The organism is Streptomyces sp. NPDC016677 (assembly GCF_055562815.1).
The window spans coordinates 374,335-394,699 of sequence record NZ_JBVHEO010000001.1; the positions used below are offsets into that span (position 1 = coordinate 374,335).

General features: G+C 74.0%; 19 protein-coding genes. 6 read left to right on the top strand and 13 right to left on the bottom strand.

Features of this window, described 5'->3' with window-relative positions:
• Positions 1-4: 4 nt before the first annotated feature.
• Both ACZ3IG_RS01650 and ACZ3IG_RS01655 read left to right on the top strand, forming a co-directional pair.
• Complete coding sequence (locus tag ACZ3IG_RS01650) at positions 5-418, top strand: acyl-CoA thioesterase (protein WP_467427992.1); 414 nt, start codon at positions 5-7, stop codon at positions 416-418.
• Positions 415-1,086: a DUF8010 domain-containing protein gene (locus ACZ3IG_RS01655; protein ID WP_467427994.1), complete on the top strand. Its 672-nt coding sequence runs from the start codon at positions 415-417 to the stop codon at positions 1,084-1,086. Before ACZ3IG_RS01650 ends, ACZ3IG_RS01655 begins: the two co-directional genes overlap by 4 nt.
• Here the strand turns inward: ACZ3IG_RS01655 and ACZ3IG_RS01660 are convergent.
• Entirely contained in the window at positions 1,070-1,483 is a 414-nt protein-coding gene (locus ACZ3IG_RS01660; protein ID WP_215165880.1) for a globin, read from the bottom strand. The genes ACZ3IG_RS01655 and ACZ3IG_RS01660 overlap by 17 nt on opposite strands.
• A gap of 106 nt (positions 1,484-1,589) precedes the next feature.
• Here ACZ3IG_RS01660 and ACZ3IG_RS01665 point away from each other — a divergent pair, with 106 nt between their 5' ends.
• Positions 1,590-2,597 carry a methyltransferase domain-containing protein gene (locus ACZ3IG_RS01665; RefSeq protein ID WP_467427997.1) on the top strand — a complete coding sequence of 336 codons (1,008 nt, stop codon included), beginning with the start codon at positions 1,590-1,592 and terminating at the stop codon, positions 2,595-2,597.
• A 12-nt stretch (positions 2,598-2,609) separates the two neighbouring features.
• On the opposite strand, the gene ACZ3IG_RS01670 is transcribed toward ACZ3IG_RS01665, so the two are convergent.
• The 8 genes from ACZ3IG_RS01670 to ACZ3IG_RS01705 all read right to left on the bottom strand — a co-directional run bounded on the left by ACZ3IG_RS01670 (position 2,610) and on the right by ACZ3IG_RS01705 (position 14,852).
• Positions 2,610-4,043 (bottom strand): FHA domain-containing protein, encoded by a 1,434-nt coding sequence (locus ACZ3IG_RS01670; RefSeq protein ID WP_467427999.1) that lies wholly within the window; start codon positions 4,041-4,043, stop codon positions 2,610-2,612.
• A 96-nt stretch (positions 4,044-4,139) separates the two neighbouring features.
• Positions 4,140-5,486, bottom strand: a complete 1,347-nt coding sequence (locus ACZ3IG_RS01675) for a vWA domain-containing protein (protein WP_467429154.1) — start codon at positions 5,484-5,486, stop codon at positions 4,140-4,142.
• A gap of 108 nt (positions 5,487-5,594) precedes the next feature.
• A complete protein-coding gene (locus tag ACZ3IG_RS01680) occupies positions 5,595-6,857 on the bottom strand; it encodes a PP2C family serine/threonine-protein phosphatase (RefSeq protein WP_467428000.1) in 1,263 nt (420 codons plus the stop codon).
• Positions 6,858-6,860: 3 nt separating this feature from the next.
• On the bottom strand, positions 6,861-9,530 hold the full coding sequence (locus tag ACZ3IG_RS01685) for a serine/threonine-protein kinase (RefSeq protein WP_467428001.1): 2,670 nt from the start codon (positions 9,528-9,530) through the stop codon (positions 6,861-6,863).
• 64 nt (positions 9,531-9,594) lie between these two features.
• Positions 9,595-10,908, bottom strand: coding sequence for a hypothetical protein (locus ACZ3IG_RS01690; protein ID WP_467428002.1), 1,314 nt, complete (start codon positions 10,906-10,908; stop codon positions 9,595-9,597).
• 77 nt (positions 10,909-10,985) lie between these two features.
• Complete coding sequence (locus ACZ3IG_RS01695; protein ID WP_467428003.1) at positions 10,986-12,038, bottom strand: glutamate ABC transporter substrate-binding protein; 1,053 nt, start codon at positions 12,036-12,038, stop codon at positions 10,986-10,988.
• Positions 12,039-12,103: 65 nt separating this feature from the next.
• Positions 12,104-13,564 carry a hypothetical protein gene (locus ACZ3IG_RS01700; protein WP_467428004.1) on the bottom strand — a complete coding sequence of 487 codons (1,461 nt, stop codon included), beginning with the start codon at positions 13,562-13,564 and terminating at the stop codon, positions 12,104-12,106.
• A gap of 166 nt (positions 13,565-13,730) precedes the next feature.
• On the bottom strand, positions 13,731-14,852 hold the full coding sequence (locus ACZ3IG_RS01705) for a mechanosensitive ion channel family protein (protein WP_467429155.1): 1,122 nt from the start codon (positions 14,850-14,852) through the stop codon (positions 13,731-13,733).
• Positions 14,853-15,183: 331 nt separating this feature from the next.
• Here ACZ3IG_RS01705 and ACZ3IG_RS01710 point away from each other — a divergent pair, with 331 nt between their 5' ends.
• Entirely contained in the window at positions 15,184-15,720 is a 537-nt protein-coding gene (locus ACZ3IG_RS01710; protein ID WP_189412569.1) for an HNH endonuclease, read from the top strand.
• A gap of 133 nt (positions 15,721-15,853) precedes the next feature.
• Here the strand turns inward: ACZ3IG_RS01710 and ACZ3IG_RS01715 are convergent, their stop codons facing one another.
• Both ACZ3IG_RS01715 and ACZ3IG_RS01720 read right to left on the bottom strand, forming a co-directional pair.
• Positions 15,854-16,438 carry a Uma2 family endonuclease gene (locus ACZ3IG_RS01715; protein ID WP_467428007.1) on the bottom strand — a complete coding sequence of 195 codons (585 nt, stop codon included), beginning with the start codon at positions 16,436-16,438 and terminating at the stop codon, positions 15,854-15,856.
• 38 nt (positions 16,439-16,476) lie between these two features.
• The gene (locus ACZ3IG_RS01720; RefSeq protein ID WP_467428009.1) at positions 16,477-16,917 is read right to left on the bottom strand and encodes an ATP-binding protein; all 441 of its coding nucleotides are present in this window, start codon (positions 16,915-16,917) and stop codon (positions 16,477-16,479) included.
• A gap of 185 nt (positions 16,918-17,102) precedes the next feature.
• Here ACZ3IG_RS01720 and ACZ3IG_RS01725 point away from each other — a divergent pair, with 185 nt between their 5' ends.
• The gene (locus ACZ3IG_RS01725) at positions 17,103-18,011 is read left to right on the top strand and encodes a DUF5753 domain-containing protein (protein WP_467428011.1); all 909 of its coding nucleotides are present in this window, start codon (positions 17,103-17,105) and stop codon (positions 18,009-18,011) included.
• Positions 18,011-18,214, top strand: a complete 204-nt coding sequence (locus ACZ3IG_RS01730) for a DUF397 domain-containing protein (RefSeq protein WP_403537928.1) — start codon at positions 18,011-18,013, stop codon at positions 18,212-18,214. The genes ACZ3IG_RS01725 and ACZ3IG_RS01730 overlap by 1 nt, the downstream gene beginning before the upstream one ends.
• Before the next feature lie 74 nt (positions 18,215-18,288).
• Here ACZ3IG_RS01730 and ACZ3IG_RS01735 read toward each other — a convergent pair whose 3' ends face one another.
• A complete protein-coding gene (locus tag ACZ3IG_RS01735; RefSeq protein ID WP_467428014.1) occupies positions 18,289-19,647 on the bottom strand; it encodes an ABC transporter permease in 1,359 nt (452 codons plus the stop codon).
• The gene (locus ACZ3IG_RS01740; protein WP_467428015.1) at positions 19,644-20,342 is read right to left on the bottom strand and encodes an ABC transporter ATP-binding protein; all 699 of its coding nucleotides are present in this window, start codon (positions 20,340-20,342) and stop codon (positions 19,644-19,646) included. Before ACZ3IG_RS01740 ends, ACZ3IG_RS01735 begins: the two co-directional genes overlap by 4 nt.
• Positions 20,343-20,365: the final 23 nt, after the last annotated feature.

The following is a 20,365-nucleotide window of genomic DNA, read 5'->3' on the forward strand; positions in this document are numbered from 1 at the left end:
GGTCTTGCGGCACATCTACCGCTGCCCGCTGCGCTGGGCGGACATGGACGCGTACGGTCACGTCAACAACGTGGTCTTCCTGCGCTACCTGGAGGAAGCCCGGATCGACTTCCTGTTCCGCCCGGACAAGGAGTTCAAGCAGGGGTCGGTGGTGGCCCGCCACGAGATCGACTACAAGCGCCAGCTCGTCCACCGGCACGCCCCCGTGGACATCGAGCTGTGGGTCACACAGATCCGGGCCGCGTCCTTCACCCTCGCCTACGAGGTGAAGGACGGGGACCAGATCTACGTCCGCGCCTCCACGGTGATCGTGCCGTTCGACTTCGAGGCGCAGCGCCCCCGCCGGATCACCGCCGAGGAACGCGAGTTCCTGGAGGAGTACCGGGACGACGAGAAGGAGGAGGCCGTCGCCGCATGACGGTGCTCCAGCTGGCCGACGAGGGGGAGGCGGCGGATCTCGCGGCCTTCCTCTCCCGGCTGCTCCACTACGACCGCGGTGCCGCGGTGCGCCTCCAGGCGTCCGGCACCGCGCTCGCCGTCTTCGGCCGGCCGCCGTCGTTCGAGGTGCTCGCGGTCCGCGCGGTGCGGCTGGCCAAGCCGTACGAGGACGGGCTCGACGACGCGCTGGACGTGACCGTCTCGGCCGGTGAGCTGCTGGAGGCGGTGGAGGAGAAGGCCGCCACGGCCGCCGTGCCGCGCGCGGTGACCGGGCCGCCGTGGGCCGGTGTGCTGCCGCCGCGCGGGGGCTGGCGGGCCGAGCCCGGGCTGCCGCCCCTGGACGCCCTGCGGGCCCTCGTCGCCACCGGGATCGCGGAGTTCCGGGCGCGGACCGGCGAACTCGGCGCGGAGCGGCGTACCCGGGCCGAGTTCGACCGGATCGGCGGGGACATCTGGTCCCGCACGGTGGCGGGGACCCGGCTGCCGGTACGCGCCGTGCACGCCGCCCAGTCGCTGGGCTTCCTGCGGGGCGAGGGCGGCCTCGCGCTGGTCTCCTCGGGGGCGTGGCTGCGGCTGCGCACGCCCTACGGGTCCGTCGCCGTACGGCGGGCGGGCAGCGGCACCCTGGGAATCAGCCCGGCGCGTTGACCATCGACGCCGCCGCGTACGTCAGGTACTTCCACAGGGTCTGCTCGTGCTCCTCCGACAGGCCCAGCTCGTCCACGGCGTCCCGCATGTGCTTCAGCCAGGCGTCGTGCGCCGCGCGGTCCACGGTGAAGGGGGCGTGGCGCATCCGCAGCCGGGGGTGGCCCCGGTTGTCGCTGTACGTCGTCGGGCCGCCCCAGTACTGCATCAGGAACAGCGCGAGGCGCTCCTCCGCCGGACCGAGGTCCTCCTCGGGGTACATCGGCCGCAGCAGCGGGTCGCCGGCCACCCCCTCGTAGAAGCGGTGGACCAGCCGGCGGAAGGTCTCCTCCCCGCCGACCTGCTCGTAGAAGGTCTGCTCCTGAAGCGTGCCGCGCCGAATCTCATTCACGTCCCCCATGGTCTCAGACGGCCGGAACCAGGACTCGGGTCCTACGACCTCCGAGACCTTCCGTGCAGACGCCTTCCGTGAAGAGACCTCTCGCGAAGAGACCTACTGTGGAGGCATGGGCAGCGGCGGCATGGACGAGCTGGCCGCCTCGGCGCGGGCCGCGCTGGTGCGGGAGATCGAGCTGAGCGGCGCCTGGGCCGGTGACCCGGTGTGGCGGGCGGCCTTCGAGGCGGTACCGCGCCATCTCTTCGTGCCGTACTACTACGTCGGCGCCGTCGGCGGCTACGAGCGCCGCTGGTGCGGGCACCCCGACCCGGCGGCGCGCGAGCGCTGGCTGCGCGGTGCCTACGTCGACACCCCGCTCGCGACCCGGCTGCGCGACGGCGAGCTGGTGTCCTCCAGCAGCCAGCCGTCGCTGATGGCGCTGATGCTGGCCGAGCTGAGGGTGGCGGACGGCGACCGGGTGCTGGAGATCGGCGCCGGGACCGGTTACAACGCCGCCCTGCTCTGCCACCGGCTCGGCGACGACGGTCTGGTCACCACCGTCGACCTGGACCCGGAGATCACCGAGTCCGCCCGCCGGCACCTGGACGCCGCCGGCTACCACCCGGCCGTCGTCACCGGCGACGGGGCGCGCGGTGTGCCCGAGCGCGCTCCCTACGACCGGATCATCGCGACCTGCGCGCTGCCCGCCGTACCGCGGGCCTGGGTCGCGCAGTGCCGGCCGGGGGGACGCATCCTGACGCCGCTGGCCACCGGGCTGGTGGCGCTCACCGTGCGGGACGCCGGGCACGCCGAGGGGCGGTTCCTGAGCACGCCCGCCTACTTCGTGCCGCTGCGCGGCGGCGAGCGGGCCGCCGAGCTGCCGGCGCCGGGCCTGAGCGGCATACCGCGCCGGGCCCGGGACGACGACCGGTTCCGCTTCCTGCTGGCGCTGACCCGGGGCGGCCTCGACCCGCAGGAGGCGTACGCGCTGTGGGAGCGGGAGGACGCGCCGCCCCGGGAGCGCTACGGCGTCACCGTCGGCGGAGACGGAGGCGACAGTGGCGGCGACGGAGACGGCGGCGCGTGGGCGTGGCTGGACGATCCGGAGGGGCCGTACGTCTGGCCCCTCCCGGCCTGATCCAGGCCCCCGTCAGCCCCGGCGGATGGTGATCGTCGTCCAGGCGCCGACGTGCACCCGGTCGCCGTCCTGGAGCGGCACCGGCACGTACGGCTGGATGGGCTCCTCGCCGCCGTTGACCGTCGTGCCGTTGGTCGAGTTCTGGTCGACCACCGCCCAGCCGCCGTCCGGCTGCTGCACCAGGATCGCGTGCTGGTGCGAGACGCCCGGGTCCTCCGGCGGCACCGACAGGTCGATGTCGGGGGTGTCGCCGGTGGAGTGCCGGCGGCGGCCGATCGTCAGCTGGTTGCCGGTCAGCGGGCGCTGCTGCTCGGGCGAGTACGCGGGCAGGTTCAGGCCGGCGGCCTCGGGGCCGGAGCGCTGCATCATCGCCATGAAGTAGTCGCGGTCCGGGCCGATGGTCGCGGTCCAGGGGCCCTGCGGCTGGGGCGGCTGGGGTGCCTGGGGCTGCGGCGGCTGTTGGGTCTGTTGCTGTTGCTGTTGCTGCTGCTGCGGGTAGCCGTAGCCAGGCTGCGGTGGGGGCGGGGGCGGGGGCGGGGCCTGGTGGCCGCCGGGCTGCGGGTAGCCGTAGCCGTTCTGGCCGCCGGGGCCGCCCGGAGCACCCTGGCCGCCGGGGCCGCCGGGACCTGCCTGGGTACCCGGGCCGTTCTGGCCACCGCCGGGCGGGGCGATGCGCCAGTCGTCGTCACCGCCGCCGAAGGAGGGGCCGCCCTGCCGGGGCGGGCCGCTCGGCTGCTGCCGGCCGTTCTCCTGCGGGAACGCGGGCGCAGGTGGCGGCGGGGGCGGGGCGGACGGTCCGGCCTGCTGCTGCCACGGGGCCGGGGGGCCGCCCGGGGCGGTGGTGCCGGGGCCGGTGCCGTGCGGGCCCGCGCCGGGGCCCTGGGGGCCGGGGCCGCCGGGCCCGCTCGCGCCACCGGGGCCGCCCGGTCCGCCCGGTCCTCCGGGGACGCCGGGCGGTGGGCCCGGCGGGGGCGGGACCGGGCGGGACGGGTCGGAGCCGAAGCCGGGCGGGCCCGGCGGGATCGGCTCGGCGGGGCGGTTGATCTGCGACGGGCGTGAGCCCTGGTACTCCGGCGGACGCGCGCCCGGATAGGAGTCACCGCCGCCGTAGGACGGGGGCGGAGGGGGCGGGCCCGGCTGCTGCTGGAAGTGGGGCGGCGGGCCGGAGGAGGGGCGCGGGGCGGCCGGGGTGTACGAGGTGGCCGTGTTGGTGAGGAAGTTCCACCGGCACTCCTCGCAGAACGGAGCGCCGCCCTCCCGGGGCGTACGGCACTGCGGGCACAGCTCGGGCCCGGCTCCGGGGCCGCCGGGCGCCGGCGGCGGGAATCCGTAACCGCCCGCCGGGGGCGGCGGGGGAGGCGGCGGCACGGCACCGGCCATGCGGTGACCGCAGACCTCGCACCAGTCGTCGGAACCCGACTGGTGTCCGTTCGGGCAGGTCGGCATGTCGGCGCGTCCCCCTCTCCTCGCAGGTCCCGCTACAGCGGTACGTACGGCACTTTTCTGTGCTTCTTCGGTACTTCTTCGGTACTTCTTACTTCTTCACTTCTTTACACGAACAGTCTTTGTGGACCGGGTTTCGAGAGTCATCTCGTCGGCCTCCTCGACCTTCGCTTTCAGTCGCACAGTACCTGCCGCGGCGTCGACCACGTCCACCACCTTCGCAAGCAGTTTCGCAGTATCCGCGTTCCCGGAGGAGCCCGCGAGCTGAACCGCGCGGCCCAGTTTGGCCGTCGCTCCGTCTACATCTCCCACTTTGCGCAGTTCCAACCCTTGTTGGATGGCCTGGGCCAGTTCCGCCTGCCCGGTGTAGTGGGCGACCTGGGGATTGATCGAGGTGGAGGCGGTCAGGTCGTCCGTCCACACGGCCCGTACGAGACCCTGGGCGCCCAGGTCGCGGACGCCGCCGTCGGGCCGGGGGACGACCAGGGACACCCGGGCGGCCAGCATCTCCTGGCCCAGGCCGGCGGGGGAGACCTCCACGCAGACGTGGTAGTCGCGGGACTCGTCGCCCCAGGAACCCGTGGGGTAGTCGCCCGCCCGCGCCGTCGCCTCGGTGCGCCGGCCGGTCAGGTCCTCGACGGCCGGGGCGACCTGCTTGACGAACCTCACCGTGGAACCGGCCGGGGTCCACAGCCGCAGGGCGACGTCCGCGACCTCCTTGCCCATGGCCGTCTCCATCATGCTCGTGAAGTCGGCGGCGAGACCGGCCGGGTCGGCGACGATGTCGGCGGTGCCGAGCAGCGCGGAGGAGACCGCTGTGAGTTCTTTCACTTCCCAGTCGGTGCCCACGCCCCGGGCGTCACAGGTGAACCGCCCGGCGCAGGCGTCCAGCGTCGCCTTCAGGTCCTCGGGCGACTCGTGCTCGTTGCGTCCGTCGGTGAGCAGGATGCCGTGCCGGATGGCGACGTCCGCCGAGGACAGCAGCCGGTCGGCCAGCCGGAGCCAGGTGCCGATGGCGGTGCCGCCGCCCGCGCTGAGCTTGCGCAGGGCCAGTCCGGCCTGCTCCCGGGTGGTGGTGTCGGCGACCGCGAGGCGCCCGCCGCCCGGGTAGACCTCCTTGGCCACGTGCGTGCCGCCGATCACGCAGAAGTGCACGCCGTCGCGCAGGGTGTCGATCGCGGCGGACGTGGCGTCCCGGGCGTTGCGCATCTTGGTGGGCGGGTAGTCCATCGAACCCGAGCAGTCCACCATGACCGCCACGGCCGCGGACGGGCCCTGGCCGGGCGCGTACAGGTGGGGCGCCGCGACCGCGCCGCCGACGGTGCCGCCGCCGGTCGCGGTCACCGTGACGATCGCGTTGACCTCGCGTCCGCCCTCGGGCAGGTACTCGTTCTGGTACACGTCCACCGAGAAACGCGGTGCGTTCGACTTCGAGAAATTGGCCATGCCGGTTCGCATCCCCCTCGACAGCGCCCCCACCGAGGCGGGGACGTGACGGTGAGCGGACCGCCCCCTGCGGTCCGCGAGGCCCCCGTGCGCGTACTTTGTCCGGCCTCAGGCCGATCCTGCCCCCTGCGGCGGGGCGGGGAACGGCACCACTGCCACTGTTACGTTGTCGTGGCCCCCGCCGTCCAGGGCGTGACCGACCAGAACCCGGGCGCTGTGCAGGGGGCGCACGGCGGCGTCCGGCGGGACGACCTCGGCCATCTCCTGGGCCGACTCCGCGTAGTTCCACAGGCCGTCCGTGCAGACCACGACCACGCCGGGGCGGTCCGGCTTGAACGAGGCGGTGTGCGGCTCCAGTTCGTAGGCGTCCGCGCCGAGCCAGCCGGTGATCGCGTGGGCGCGCTCGTCGGCGTACGCCTCGGCCTCGCTCATCAGGCCCGCGGCGACCATCTGGGCGGCCCAGGAGTCGTCCTCGGTCAGCCGGGCGGCCGGTGCGGAACGGTCGGACGGCACCCAGTAGACGCGGCTGTCGCCGACCCAGCCGACGACCAGCAGTCCGGCGGTGACGACGGTGCCGACCAGGGTGCAGGCCGGGGCGTTCTGGTGCGGGGTGTGCTCCCGGGCGACGGCGGGATCGCCGGCCAGGGAGTCGACCGCGTGCGCGGCGGCGACGATCGCGTCGTGCATCGCCTGCTGCGGGTGGGTGCCGCGCGGCAGGGCGGCGAGCAGCGTCTCGCTGGCCGCGCGGGACGCGGCGAGCGACGCCTCGTCCGGGCGGGTCGCGGAGGAGACGCCGTCGCAGACGATCGCCACGGAGGCCGGGGTGCCGTCGGGCAGCGCGGTGTGGCCGACGCCGAAGGCGTCCTCGTTGCGGTGGTGGCGCAGGCCGCGGTCGCTGACGGCGGCGAGCGGGCCGCACTCCTGTTCCATGTGGTCGCGTTCGCGGGGCTGGGCGTGGCCGCAGTTCTCGCAGTACCCGTCGTCGTCGACCCGGCCGTCCCGGCAGGCGACGCACACGGTCCCGTCCTGGGCGGGGGAGGGGGCGGGGACCGGGGTGGGTGCGGGCATGGGCGCGGGTGCGGATACGGGTGTGCTCATGCGCGGGTCCGGTGCCTGGAGGAGATATTCGTCGGGTTCCTGCGGCCGGGGCTGGGGCGGAGGCGGTGGTCCGCCCCGCTCCGCGCCGCTCATGACGATGGTCCGACTGTCCGTCATGTGCGCCGTGTCCGCGCTGTTCACCACGTCCGCGGGCCGTACCGGCACCGTGGACAGGTCCAGCCCGCACGCACCGCAGAAACGGTCCCCCGTCTCGAAGGGTTCCGCACAGCTGGGACACATCGGCCGAGCGGCCTGCCGGGGCTCTTGCGACATCAACTACACCCACGTCCGGGGGCGGTAACGATTGGCACGTTCCACCAGGTCGATCCTCTCCTCGCCGCCTCGGGCCAGCCGGGCCAGCGTGCGGTACGAACGCTCCAGCCCGAAGCGCAGGCCCCGTTCGTCCAGAGCGCTGCCGAGCAGCGTCCGGGCCCCGGCGGCCCCGGGGGTCCCCTCGCCCGGACCCCCGCCCCCGGAGAGTACCCAGTCCAGCGCCGAGCCGAGGACCTCGGCCGACAACTGCTCACGGCGCGCCGGGTCCAGACCGTACACGTCCAGCGCCTCGACCTGCCGCGCGGCGGCAGTCAGGTCGTCCAGGAACGGTACGGCGGAGGCGGCCGCCGTACGTTGACGCAGCCGTGCCCGCACGGCCGCCATGCGTGCCGCCGTGTAGTGGATGGACGATTCCGGGACCGACTCCAGCGTGCGTACGGCACCCTGGCGGTCGCCGGTGGCCAGGCGGACCCGGGCCAGGCCGAAGGCGGCGCCGACGAAGCTCGGGTCGGTCGACCAGACCAGGCGGTAGTACTCGGCCGCGTTGTCGAGCTGGCCCAGTACCTCCGCGCACAGGCCGAGCCCCAGCTTGGGCGCGGCCTCGCCGGGGAAGGCGTCGTAGACCGCGTCGAAGGAGAGCGCGGCCCCCTCGTGGTCGCCGGTGACCAGCGCGGCCACGCCCCGGTACCACACCACCCGCCAGTCGTCGGGCCGTTCCGCTTCCAGGGCGCGCAGTGCCTCCAGCGCGGGCGCGGCCTCGCCCTGTTCGAGGCGGGCCCGGATCTGCCGCAGCCGGGTCTCGACCGACGCGGCCGGCGCGGCGGCCAGCGCCCCCAGCAGCTCACCGGGCGCGGACGCCATCAGCCCCGCCAGGAAACCGGCGTTGGGGTCGGCGGGGTCCACCCGGGGCACCGGGAGCGCGAGGGCGGCCCGGGGTCCGTCGACCGCCTTGACCAGGCGCTCCGGGCCGGCCGCCGCACCCGGCGCGGGAAGGGCGGACGGTGTGCCGTTCGGTCCCCGGGCGGTCCGTCCCCGGGCGCGTGGCGGCCGGGCGCCCAGCCGGGACACCTCGCCGTGCGACCGCGGGAACAACTCCGTGTCGGGGACCCGTACCTCCGGCCCGAACAGCGTGGACAGCGACGGCCGGGCCCGTCCCGACTGGAGCGAGACGACCTCCCGCAGCACCCCGGTCAGCTGCTCGGCCATCTCCTGCGCGGTGGCGAACCGGCGGTGCGGGTCGGGGTCGGTGGCGCGGACCAGCAGCCGGTAGAACGACTCGTAACTCCGGAAGACCTCGATGGTGTCGGGGTCCGGCAGCGAGTCGGCGTAGACGTTGGTGTAGCCCTGGAAGTCGAAGGTCAGCACGGCCAGCGTCCGGCCCACCGTGTACAGGTCGGAGGCGACCGACGGGCCGACGTCCGCGACCTCGGGCGCCTGGTAGCCCACCGTGCCGTAGATCGCCGACTCCCCGTCGTCCATCCGGCGCACCGCGCCCATGTCGATCAGCTTGAGCTGGTCCTCGGTCTGGATGGCGTTGTCGACCTTGAAGTCGCAGTACAGCAGGTGCCGGCTGTGCAGGTGGTCCAGCGCCTCCAGCGCCTCGATGCCGTACGCGCACGCCTGCTCCACCGGCAGCGGGTCGCGGCGGCCCTCCGGGGTGCGCCGGGCGTTGGCGATCTCCTTGAGCGACTTGCCGCCGACGTACTCCATGACGATGTAGCCGTCGAGGGAGCCGGTGCGCTGGTCGAGGTGTTCGACGAAGTTGTAGATCCGCACGATGTTGGCGTGCTCGATCTCCGCGAGGAAGCGCTGCTCGGAGATCGCGGCGGCCATCGCGTCCTGGTCGCCGGTGTCCAGCAGGCCCTTGAGGACCACCCAGCGGTCGGAGACGGCCCGGTCGACGGCGAGGTAGATCCAGCCGAGCCCGCCGTGCGCCAGGCAGCCCGCCACCTCGTACTGGCCGTGCACCACGTCCCCGGCGCGCAGCTTGGGCACGAAGGAGTACGGGTGGCCGCACTTGGTGCAGAAGCCCTCCGTGCGCCCCGGCCGCCCGGCGCGGGCCCGGCCCACCGGCGCCCCGCACTCGCCCCGCGAGCAGAACCGCTTGCGCTCGGGCACCTCGGGGTTGTCCAGCACCATCGACCGCGGGTCCGGCCGGGGCACCGCCGGGACCCGCACCAGACCGGCGCCCAGCCGGCCCCGCCCGGAGGAGGCGGAGGCGGAGCCGGAGCTGCGCACCGACACCGAACGGCTCGTGGCCCGGCCCGACAGCGAGCGGGAGAGCCGTCCCGACACCGAGCGGCGGGACTTCGAGGACTGCGAGGACGTACGGCCGCTGCGCGAACCGCTTTCCTCCCCCGAGGGGCCGGTGACGCCGGTGGGCGGCGAGCCGAGCAGGCCGGACGGTGCCACCACCGGGGCCAGTCCGCAGGTGTCGCAGTAGAGTTCGCCGCCGCCGACGTCCTCGTAGGTGCCGTCGCAGCCGGGGCGCTGGCAGGTGCGGGGGGCCGCCGGCGGCTCCTCGCCGGGCGGGGCGGCCTCGGCCAGTCCGCAGGTGTCGCAGTAGAGTTCGCCGCCGCCGACGTCCTCGTACGTGCCGTCGCAGCCGGGGCGGCGGCAGGCGCGCGCCGCCCGGTCCGGTGCCTTCGCCCGCTGCCCGCCCGGCTCGCTCATCTCCCCGCCGCCCCCTCGTCCTCGTCCTCGTCCTCGTGCTCGTCCCGGTGCCGGTCCGGGCCGCTCAGGCGCCCGGCTCCGCGCCGTCCGTCCGGGCCGGCGGGCCGCCCTGGCCGGGCACCCGCTCCCCGCCGGTCAGCAGCTCCGCCGCCGCCCGCTGGTAGCGCAGTACCGCCTGCTCGGCGACGCGCAGGTCGCAGGGCGCGCTCCACAGCATGCGGCGGGCCTTCTCGTACTTCTCCACCAGCTCGGGGTCCTCGGCCAGGCCGTGCCGGGCGACCTTGGCCTTGTAGGCGTCGAGCCGGCCGCGCAGCTCGGCCCGGACCGCGAGCGGCGCGGTCACCGCGGTCAACGACTCGCGGGCCCGGATCAGTTCGTCCTCCGCCTTCTGCTCCAGGGACTCCAGCAGCGGGGAGAGCCGGTGCCACTGGGCGTGCCGGCGGTACTCGGCCGCCGCCGCGAGCTGCTCCTGGAGCGCGGTCGGCGGGCCGCTGACCACCGGCACCTCGGTCGCGGCGATCTTGGCGAGCACCTCGCCGCGCGCGGTGCGGGCCTCGGCGAGGGTGCGGTCGGCGCGCGAGAGGACGTCCCGCAGCCGCACGATCCGCTGCTCCGCGTCCTGGCGGACCGTCAGCACCGCGTCGATCTCCCGGCGTACGTCCTCCAGGGCGCGCGCCTCCCGGTCGTACACCGTGGTGTCCGGACGGCCGCCGCCGGGCGCCGAACTGCCCTCGGCGGGCACCCAGTACGCCAGCGGGTCGGAGATCACCTCCTCGCGCAGCCGGGTCAGGGTGCGGGTGATCCGCTCCAGGTCGTCGCCGGCCGGGTGCTCGCCGGGGCGGACGCCGACCGAGTGGGCGAGGCGGCGGGTGCGCTGCAACTCGGCGGAGAGCAGGTCGATCCGGGCGGGCAGCGCGGACCACACCGCGTCGGCGGCCACCACCATGTCCAGCGAGGACGCGTACAGCTCGTTCATCCGGTCGACGAGCGCCGCCAGGGTGAAACGCTCGCTGAGCAGGCCGCCGGTCGCGCCGGCGCCGGACAGGGTGACGCACTCGCCGCGCAGCAGCTCCGTCAGCTCCACCAGGTCCTCGCGGCTGGACCAGCGGCGCCGGGCGCGGACGTCCCGGGCGGCGCGCAGGGCGTCCGCGTAGGCGTCGAAGTACGTCCACAGCAGGGTGATCCGCGCCTCCGTGTCCGCCCAGCGGTCCTTGGTGACGCCGGTCAGCTCGGCGCCTTCGAGGAGTCTGCGGCCCGCGTGGTCCTGGAGGGCGAGGAGCGAGGTCTCGATCGCCTCGTGCTCCGCGCCGAGCCGGGCCAGCGCACGGTCCACCTCGTCCCGGTCCATCACCGGCCCGGTGGCTCCCGTGACGCCCATCGATCACCTCTCGCTGCGGTCGGGTCGGTTGACGGCTTGACGGTTGACGTTGACGGTTGACGCGTCGGACGGTCGGTTCAGCTCTTGCGCAGGTACCGCGGTGCCGGGGGCTCCGACCGCGCCGGGTCGTCACCCAGTGTCGCCGACAGCCACTTCTCGTACGACGTCCGCCAGCCGTCGGGGTCCTGACGGAAGTCCACCAGGATCTTGTTCACCCGGCGTACCAGGTCGTCGGCGTCCTTCTGCATCGCCACGCCGTAGTACTCGGTGGTGAACGCGTCGCCCTTGAGCGCGACCGTGGGGTCCTGCGCGGCCTGGCTGGCCGCGAGCGCGCCGTCGGTGACCACCGCGTCGACCTGGCCGAGCTGGAGCCGCACCAGACAGTCGAGCTGGTTGGGGACGGTGACACTCAGGTCGGCGGTGGCGGCCGGCCTGCCCGTCGCCCGGTCCTCCTCCAGCGTGCTGAGCGCGGTCGAACCCGCCGCCGTGCAGATCTTCTTGCCGGCGAGTGTCTCGTCGTACCCGGTGATCGTCGAGGACTTGGGGGCGAGGAGCTGCTGGCCGGTCCTGAAGTAGGGGGCGGAGAAGGCGACGTCCTCCAGCCGGTCGCAGTTGATGGTCATCGTGCGGACCACCATGTCGACCCGGCCCTCCTGGATCGCCGGTATCCGCTGGTCGGTGGGGATCGCCTTGAACAGCACCGCGTCCCGGTCGCCGAGGATGTCCTCGGCGATGCGGTGCACCAGGTCGATGTCGAAGCCCTCCAGCTCGGCCGTGCCGCCGCTGTTGGGGTCGCGGTAGCCCCAGCGGTAACTGTTCTGGTCGACGCCGACGATCAGTTTGCGCCGTTCCGCGGGGCGGCTCCGTATCTCCTCGATGGTGGGGCCGTCGTCCCCGGCCGGGGACAGCGTCTGCTTCTCCGGGTCGGCGCACTCCTCCTCGGCGCGCGCCGGACTGCCCTGGGTGACGGTCCGGCCGTCGTCGCCGGAGCCGCCGGCCCGGCCGGTCTCCGGCCGGAACGCGGGCAGCAGACACGCGACGAAGAGCAGCGCGAGGAGGCAGCCGAACGCCATCGCGCCCACCCCGCCCCAGCCCCGCAGCCGGGTCCGCGGACGTCGTACTCGCCGCATCCTCGTGCCCCCTTCCCCGGGCCGGCCGCCCATCGGTCCGTCGAAGCCCGTCGCCACGCCGTCGCTCATCGGTACTCCGACAGCCTGCGGGCGATGCCCAGCACCGCTCCGGTCGCGCCCAGGGCGGCCAGGGCGCCGGCGCCCGCGGGCAGGCCCGTCATCGCGCCCCGCCCGTCACCGGCCGCCCGCTCGAACTCCTTCTCCTCGTGCGTCAGCGCGGCGGCGAGCCGGCTGTCGACGCCGTCGAAGTACTCGGCCGTGGCGTCGTCGTCGCCGATCACCATCTCCAGCGCCCGCTGGTAGTCGCCGTTCTCGTCCTCGGCGCGGGCCGCCCTGTGGCGGGCCTGCCACTGCTTCACGTCCTCGGCCGCCGCGGTCAGCGGGTCTTCGCCCGCGGCGTCGTCGGCCAGCCGTCTCGCCTCGGTCAGGTCCTTGCCGAGGACCTTCATCTCGGCCTGGTACTCAAGGTCGTAGGCGTCGTGCTGCGTGCCGTCCACCGTCCTGCTCTCGGCGCCCCGCGCGACCAGGGTGAGGTTCTCGTTGCCGCGGGCCTTCAGGGAGGCCAGGCGGGCCTCGTTCAGCACGTTCAGCGAGCGGACGCCGTGGTCGTAGGAGGCGCTCAGGTGGGAACGGGCGACGCTGTGGCCGACGGTCAGCCAGAGCAGGGCGACGACGGTGGCGGCCGTGGCCGCGACCAGCCCCGGGTTCAGTACGCGGTTGGTGCGCCGGTAGGTGCGGTACTGCGCCCAGGCCAGGGCGGCGAGCGCGAGGACGCCGAGGGCGATCGCGGCCCAGGGACAGCTCCCGGCGGCGTCGTAGTCGCCGTCCAGGCGCCGGTTCTCCGATGTGTAGAGGGCCTCCGCCTTCGGCAGCATCTGCTTCTGCATCGTGTCGTTGGCGTAGCGCAGGTAGGCGCCGCCGACCGGGAAGCCCTGGCGGTTGTAGACGCGGGCCCGCTCGATCAGGCCCTTGTACTGGGGCAGCAGGCGGTTGAGCTCGGCGACGGTCCGGGCGGCGGCGGAGCCGGGTTCGGAGTTGGCGGCGGCCGTCACCAGGCCTTCGGCGGCGGTGCGGATGCCCCGCTCGTAGCGCTCGCGGGATTCCTCCGTCTCCTGCCCGCCCGCCAGGAACCCGGTGGAGGCCGCGGTGTTCGCCTCGGCGAGAGAGCGGTAGATGGCTGCCGCCTCGGAACTGAGCGGCTGGCTGCGGTGCAGTACGTCGTCGGCGGCGGCGGTCCGGTCGGTGCTCTGCCAGGCGGTGACGGCGCCGAAGGCGACGACGAGCACGGCGAGCAGGGCGCCGAGGGCGCGCAGCCGGCCGGGCTCGGTGACGGCGGCGGCGCGCAGCCGCTCCACACCCTCGGCGAAGGCGGTACGGCGCGGCGGGAGCGGGCCGGGGGGAACCTGCGGGCCCGGCGGAATCCGCGGGGCCGGCGGCTGCTGCGGGGGAGGGGCCTGGGGAGGTACGGAGGGCATGGTGGGCGTGGCCGGCCCCGGCGGTGCGCTGCCGTTCGGCGGTCGAGTCACCCTGACCTCCCCCATGGTCATCCGTCACCGCAAAGTATCGCTGTCCGGGCCCGGATGCGCACCGGCCTTCACGGACGCGACCTCGTACCGGTCCCCCGCACCACCCCTGCCCATCAATACGCCAGGGGAACCGGTTCGGTTCCCCTGGCGTAGGTCACGGCGCGGGTCACTTGGTGATGTTGGGCGGCGTCAGCGGGGCGGCCGCGGCGGACTGCGGGGAGGTGGTGCTGGCGTAGGCGGAGGGGGCCGCGACACCGGCCGTGGGGTCGGGGGCGGGCTGCGCGGACTCCTCCAGCGGGGCGGTGGCGCCGCCGACGATGGGGATGTCGGCCGCGTCGAAGGCCCGCTTGATCCGCCAGCGCAGCTCGCGCTCGACGGTGAGGGACTTGCCGGGCATGGTCTTGGCCGAGACGCGCACCACCATGGAGTCCAGCAGGACGGAGTCCAGGCCGAGCACCTCGATGGGGCCCCAGAGCAGCTCGTTCCAGGGCTCCTCCTTGCTCATCCGCTCGGCGACGGCGTCGATGGTCTCCTTCACCCGGTCCAGGTCCTCCCCGGAGCGCACGGTCACGTCCACCCCGGCCGTCGACCAGCCCTGGGAGAGGTTGCCGATCCGCTTGACCTCGCCATTGCGGACGTACCAGATCTCGCCGTTGTCGCCGCGCAGCTTGGTCACCCGCAGCCCGACCTCGATGACCTCGCCGCAGGCCACGCCCGCGTCGATGGTGTCGCCGACGCCGTACTGGTCCTCCAGGATCATGAAGACGCCGGAGAGGAAGTCGGTGACCAGGTTGCGGGCGCCGAAACCGATGGCCACGCCCGCGACACCGGCGGAGGCCAGCAGCGGGGCCAGGTTGATCTGGAACGTGGAGAGCACCATCAGGGCCGCCGTGCCCAGGATCACGAAGCTCGCCACCGAGCGCAGTACGGACCCGATGGCCTGCGAGCGCTGCCGGCGGCGCTCGGCGTTGACCAGCAGCCCGCCGAGCGCGGTGCCGTCCATGGTCTGCACGGTGCGGTTCATCCGGTCTATCAGCTTGGTGATCGCCCGCCGCACCACCACCCGGAGCACCGCGGCTATCACCACGATCAGCAGCACCCGCAGCCCGATCGCCAGCCAGGTCGACCAGTTCTCCTCGATCCACCCGGCGGCGTTCGACGCGCTCTCCTGGGCGTCCTGGAACGAGGGCACCGACGGCGTCGACTCCGAGGGCGACGGCGACGGGGACGGCGACGAGGCCGACGGTGAGGGATCGGCGGCCGCCAGGACGGCGGCGTAGGCGGACATGACGGACGGGGACACGACGGGACCTCCAGAAAGCAGCGGTCCGCTCCTCCGGGGACCCGAGGGGCCGGGCCAAGGTCACGAAAAGGTCACCGGACGGGCGGAACAACCACACTAACGGGGCATGATGTGCGAATCGGCGGGATGAGCGAAGGAGAGACGGTGCTCACCCGTGCTTGAACTGGTCAGGCTCCGGGGGATGTATCAGATGTGGTCGAAAACACTCCCAGCCCGTTACCGGGACATGGTGGCGCTTCCACCAGGCATGAGGGGACACTGACCACGGATCGTCCCGGCGCGAGCCACGCGCCGCCGGCGTACAAGGAGGCCATCCGTGCCGCATGTCCTGGTCCTCAACGCGTCGTACGAGCCCCTCGGCGTCGTACCGCTCCGCCGCGCGCTCGTCCTCGTCCTGGAGAACAAGGCAGTCTGCCTGGAGGAGTCCGGCGCCTTCCTGCACAGCGCGACCGTCACCGTCCCCGCGCCCAGCGTGGTCCGGCTCAAGCGTTTCGTGCGGGTCCCCTACCGGGGGCCCGTTCCCCTCACCCGCCGCGCGCTCTTCGCCCGTGACGGCGGGCGGTGCATGTACTGCGGTGGTGTCGCAACCAGCGTCGACCACGTCGTACCGCGCAGCCGCGGGGGCAAGCACGCCTGGGACAACGTGGTGGCGTCGTGCCGCCGCTGCAACCACACCAAGGCCGACCGGCACCTCACCGAGATCGGCTGGCGCCTGCGCCACAAACCCGCCCCGCCCACCGGCCTGGCCTGGCGCATCATCGGCACCGGCCACAGGGACCCGCGCTGGCTGCCGTACTTGCAGCCGTACGGCGCGGACGACGCCCTGGCCCGGATCGACGGCATCTCCGCCTGACCGCGATCCGGGCCTTCGTGTGCCGGGGGCGGGGGCGGGGGCGGGGTGTCGGGGTGGGGTCCGGAAAAGCGTGAGCACTTCGGCGTCAAGTGTTCACGCTTTTCGAGGAGGGTCCCCGGGAGGGGGCGGCGGCTCAGCGCACCCAGTTCTTCAGCGGCTCGGTGTCCAGCGCGATCCCGACCGGCTCGGGCAGCGCGACCTCCTTGCCGAAGGGCAACGTCCGCACGGTCTCGTACCGCCCGCCGTCGGGCGTGCTGTACACCTTGACCTCGCAGGTGTCCCGGTCGATCAGCAGATACACCGGGATGCCGGTGGCGGCGTACGCCCGGGGCTTGTCGACCCGGTCGCGCCGGTCGGTGTCGGAGTCGTACGAAGTGACCTCGACGACCATGAGGACGGGGGCCGGGTCGGCCCACTCACCCTGCCCGACGAAGGCTTCCGCCGGGGCGAGGGAGCCGTCGGGGCGGGCGCGGCCCTCGCGGTAGGCGTCGACCATCAGGCCCTGTGTGGGGTCGAGCCACAGGTCGGGCCGGTGCTGCATGCAGATGCGTGTCAGCCACTGGATGATGCGTCCGTGATCGCCGTCCGGCACGGCCTTCCCCCCAAGATGTCCGTTGATGAACTCGAGCCGTGCGCCTTCTATGCTCCGGGCGGCATGACGGGCGAGTTCCTCGAACTCGGTGACGAGCATCTGGGGCCTGTCGGCGGTCACGGTCACAGGGCTCCTCCGGGATTGCGGGGGTCCACGTGCTCAGGTTAAGGGAGACGGGCCGGCCGGGGCGGGGTGTCCCACTCGGCATAGACGGTCTTGCCCACGCTCCGGGGCTCACAGCCCCACCGCGTGGCGAGCGCTCCCACCAGCAGAAGCCCCCGCCCGAACTGATCCTCGGTGTCTCCCGCCGTGCGTGCGCCGGGCAGCCGCTCACCGCGCGGATCGCTGACCTCGACCCGCAGAACACGGTGGTCGAGTGTGACGCCCACGCGGATGAGCCGCCCCCGGAGGCTGCCGTGCAGCAGCGCGTTGGTCATCAGCTCCGACACGACGAGGGCGACGTCGCCGGCGATGTCCGCCCGCCCCCACTCGGTGACGAGCCGGGCAGCTCTGCGCCGGGCGAGGGGGACGCTGCGCTGGGTGGGGGTGTAGTCGAGGCGGTCCTCGCGGAGGGGCGGCTCCGGCAACGCCGCGGGTTCTGTCATGGAGACGTGCCTCCTGGTACGGGACGGTGGCTTCGCCGGACCTGCGTGGGGCTTGTGGGGCAGGGCGGTGCGCTTCCGTCGTGACGACAGCCGGCTGTGTAGCCGATCGGATGCACAACGTAACGGAAGCGGGTCTTCGGGAGCAATCTGGACGGGGAATAAATTCCCCGGAGTTCGACGCGGCCATGGATCACCGTGAGAATGTGGCCGTGACGCGATCGACTCAAGCCGCAGGGAACCGGATCTCGACGGTTCTGGGCCGCAAGCTGGGCGCCGAATTGCTGCGCCTGCGTGATGCGGCGGGCAGTACCCAGCAGCAGGCCGCCGCCGCCATCTCCGCGACCGCGACGAAGGTCGTCAAGATGGAGCGCGGCTGGGTTCCCATGAGGGACCCCGACATCAGGGCGCTTTGCGACTTCTACGGGGTGCGTGACGAGCGGGCAGTGACTCGTCTCCTCGCTCTCGCCCGGTTGGACCGGGAGCGCCGCAGGGCGAAGGGGTGGTGGAAGCAGTCCCCGCAGGCCGAGGCGTTGGCGGAGTACATTTCCATGGAGGATGTGGCCAGCCGTATCCGCACGTGGCAACAGGCGTTCGTGCCCGGCCTCCTCCAGACTCCTGAGTACACCAGGGCCTTGGTGGTCAGCGAAGGCGTGTGGACGGACCCGGACGAGATCGAGGGTGTCGTCGAGGTGCGGATGAAGCGGCAGGAGCGCCTGGTGGACAGCGAGCCGCTCCAGTTGTACGCGGTTGTCTGGGAGGCCGCCCTGCGACAGCAGGTCGGTGGGCCCGACGTGATGCGCGCGCAGCTCCACCGCATCCTGGAACTGGCTCAGCTTCCCAACGTGCGCCTCCAGGTGCTGCCTTTCCGCGCGGGCGGGCATGCCTGTATGGCTGGAGCCTTCAGCATCGTCTCGTTCGCCGAGCCCGAGGCCGCCGACGTGATCCACGTCGACACCATCGCCGCTACCGTGTGGGTCGAGGACGAGGTCGAGAGCGGCACGTACAGCTCGTTCTTCGACCGCACCGCACGGCTGAGCCTGGCCCCCAAGGACTCGCTCAGGCTGATCGAGAGCGTCAGTGAGGACATGCGTTGATGAACGGCTTCGACTTCGTCGCGTCCAGCTACAGCAGCGGCAGCGGCGAGTGCGTGGAAGTAGCCCGCAACGTCCCCGGGATCGTCGCCGTCCGGGATTCCAAGGACCGCGGTGACGGTCCGATAGTCCGGCTCGGGGCACCGGCCTGGGGGCGGTTCGCCGGATCGCTGGTGACGGACGACCCGGGGCGCCGACGGGCGTGACGGGGGCGCCCCCGGACCGATGCGGTCCGGGGGGGGGGCTTCCACGGGTCCTCGGCGGCCGGTGAGCCGGGGCGTCACGCGTAGCGCAGTTCTCCCGGCCGGACCGTGCGGCCGAGCAGCGGCAGTGCCGTCGCCGAGGCCAGCAGGCAGGACGCGTAGACCGCCGGGGCGGCCAGTGGGGCCGTCCACGGGAGTGAGCCGACGCCGGTGAGGGCGGAGTACCAGACGCCGATCGCCAGTCCCGCGGCGCCGGCCGCCAGCAGGGCGGGCGCGAGGGGGAGGGCGGTCTCCAGGAGCAGGGCCCGGTTCAGGACCGCGCGCGGGACGCCGGCGGCGACCTGCGCGGCGAGGGTGCGGCGCCGGGTGGCCAGCGACTCGGCGCTGCCCACGGCCAGCCCCGACAGGGCGACGACCAGGGCGACGAGGAGCGCGGCGCCCGTCAGGTCCAGCCCGGTGCTGTAGTACGCCGGGTCGGCGGCCGGATGTTCCGCCGCCGCCAGGGCGGCCAGGAGCGCGTGCCGGACGCACAGGAACGCCGTCCCGGTGACCGTCACCAGCAGCACCGCCGCATGGGTACGGGCAGCCGCCCACGGGTCGGCCCGCAGCTGCTCCGCCGCGATCAGCGTTGCCGCCGTGCGGGCCCGCGCCGCCAGCAGCCGCCCGGTGAGCCGGGAGACGGCCCCGGACAGCCAGACCGCGCCCGCGCCGGTCGCCACCGCCAGGGCGCACACGGTCGCGGACGCCTGCCAGCGGACCCGGCCGTCCGTACCGCCGCCGGTCGCGGCCACGGCCGCCGCTGCCGTCACCGCCACCAGCAGCAGTGCGCCCAGGAACACCAGCCCCGGTCCGCGGCCCGAGCGCGGGGTGACCCGGCGCACCCGGCCCAGCGGATGGGCCACCACCCGGCGCAGGGCCAGCGCGCTCACCGCCGCACCGGCGGCCGGGACCGTCACGGCGACCAGGGCGAGGCCCGACCAGGCAGCCACGGGCGGGCTGTTCCAGACCTGCAGGACGGCCACGACCGCGCAGACCGTGGCCGTGACCGAGCCGAGCAGACAGGCCGGCCCCGTCTCCAGCGCCGCGATCCGCCGCACCTGCCCCGGTGTCGCCCCGGCCAGCCGCAGTCCGGCCAGCCGCCGGTCGCGGTCGACCGCGCCGACCCGCGCGCACTGACCGAGGAAACCCAGCACCGGGACGAGCGACAGCAGCAGGCCGACGACGATCCCGGCCCGGGTGCCCGGCTGGTCCAGCAGGCCGTGGAAATGGGGGACGGAGTAGGTCCCGCGCAGCGAGGCGAGGAGGACGGCCGCCAGCGCGAAGCCGGTGGCGAGCGCCGCGCCCGCCGCCGTGAGCCCGATCCGCCACCACTCCCGCCGGTCCGTGCCGCGCACGAGCGCCCAGGCCAGCCGGACGTCGGTCCGCAACGCGCTCACGCGCTCACCCCCGCCGGGGCCGCCACGCCGTCGCGCAGCGCGACCTCGCGGTCCGCGTACGCCGCGACCTGGGCGTCGTGCGTGACCAGCAGCACCGCCGTGCCCGACTCGCGGACCGTGTGCGTCAGCGCCGTCATCACCTGTTCGCTCGCCAGGGAGTCCAGTGCTCCGGTGGGCTCGTCCGCGAAGACCACCGCCGGACCGGTGACCAGGGCGCGCGCCAGCGCCGTCCGCTGGGCCTGTCCGCCGCTCATCTCGCCCGGCCGCAGCTCCTGCTGCCCGCGCACCCCGAACCGCTCCAGCCAGGTACCGGCCCGCTCCCGCGCCTCGGCCCGGCCGCTGCCCCCCAGCAGCAGCGGCAGGGCCACGTTGTCCAGCGCCGTCAGCTCCGGGATCAGCTGGCCGAACTGGAAGACCACGCCGAAGTCGGTGCGGCGCAGCTCGCTCAGCCGTTGCTCCGTCGCCACCTCCAGCCGCTCCCCGGCGTACGTCACCGTCCCGGAGTCCGGCCGGACGATCCCGGCCAGGCAGTGCAGCAGCGTCGACTTCCCGCTGCCGCTGGCGCCGGTGACGGCGACCGTCTCGCCGGCCCGCAGCTCGACCGAGGCGCCCCGCAGCGCCTGCGTCCCGCCGTGCGCCTTGACCAGCCCGCGGGCGGACAGCAGCGGCGCTGCCGGATCCGGTGTGTGTGGCATGCCGGGTGTGTCCGGCGTGTCTG

Excerpts from the sequence above, each read along its gene's own strand:
- ACZ3IG_RS01655 (WP_467427994.1), top strand. The coding sequence starts at position 415 with ATGACGGTGCTCCAGCTGGCCGACGAGGGGGAGGCGGCGGATCTCGCG.
- ACZ3IG_RS01660 (WP_215165880.1), bottom strand. The coding sequence starts at position 1,483 with ATGGGGGACGTGAATGAGATTCGGCGCGGCACGCTTCAGGAGCAGACC.
- ACZ3IG_RS01665 (WP_467427997.1), top strand. The coding sequence starts at position 1,590 with ATGGGCAGCGGCGGCATGGACGAGCTGGCCGCCTCGGCGCGGGCCGCG.
- ACZ3IG_RS01670 (WP_467427999.1), bottom strand. The coding sequence starts at position 4,043 with ATGCCGACCTGCCCGAACGGACACCAGTCGGGTTCCGACGACTGGTGC.
- ACZ3IG_RS01675 (WP_467429154.1), bottom strand. The coding sequence starts at position 5,486 with ATGGCCAATTTCTCGAAGTCGAACGCACCGCGTTTCTCGGTGGACGTG.
- ACZ3IG_RS01680 (WP_467428000.1), bottom strand. The coding sequence starts at position 6,857 with ATGTCGCAAGAGCCCCGGCAGGCCGCTCGGCCGATGTGTCCCAGCTGT.
- ACZ3IG_RS01685 (WP_467428001.1), bottom strand. The coding sequence starts at position 9,530 with ATGAGCGAGCCGGGCGGGCAGCGGGCGAAGGCACCGGACCGGGCGGCG.
- ACZ3IG_RS01690 (WP_467428002.1), bottom strand. The coding sequence starts at position 10,908 with ATGGGCGTCACGGGAGCCACCGGGCCGGTGATGGACCGGGACGAGGTG.
- ACZ3IG_RS01695 (WP_467428003.1), bottom strand. The coding sequence starts at position 12,038 with ATGCGGCGAGTACGACGTCCGCGGACCCGGCTGCGGGGCTGGGGCGGG.
- ACZ3IG_RS01705 (WP_467429155.1), bottom strand. The coding sequence starts at position 14,852 with ATGTCCGCCTACGCCGCCGTCCTGGCGGCCGCCGATCCCTCACCGTCG.
- ACZ3IG_RS01720 (WP_467428009.1), bottom strand. The coding sequence starts at position 16,917 with ATGACAGAACCCGCGGCGTTGCCGGAGCCGCCCCTCCGCGAGGACCGC.
- ACZ3IG_RS01725 (WP_467428011.1), top strand. The coding sequence starts at position 17,103 with ATGGATCACCGTGAGAATGTGGCCGTGACGCGATCGACTCAAGCCGCA.
- ACZ3IG_RS01730 (WP_403537928.1), top strand. The coding sequence starts at position 18,011 with ATGAACGGCTTCGACTTCGTCGCGTCCAGCTACAGCAGCGGCAGCGGC.
- ACZ3IG_RS01740 (WP_467428015.1), bottom strand. The coding sequence starts at position 20,342 with ATGCCACACACACCGGATCCGGCAGCGCCGCTGCTGTCCGCCCGCGGG.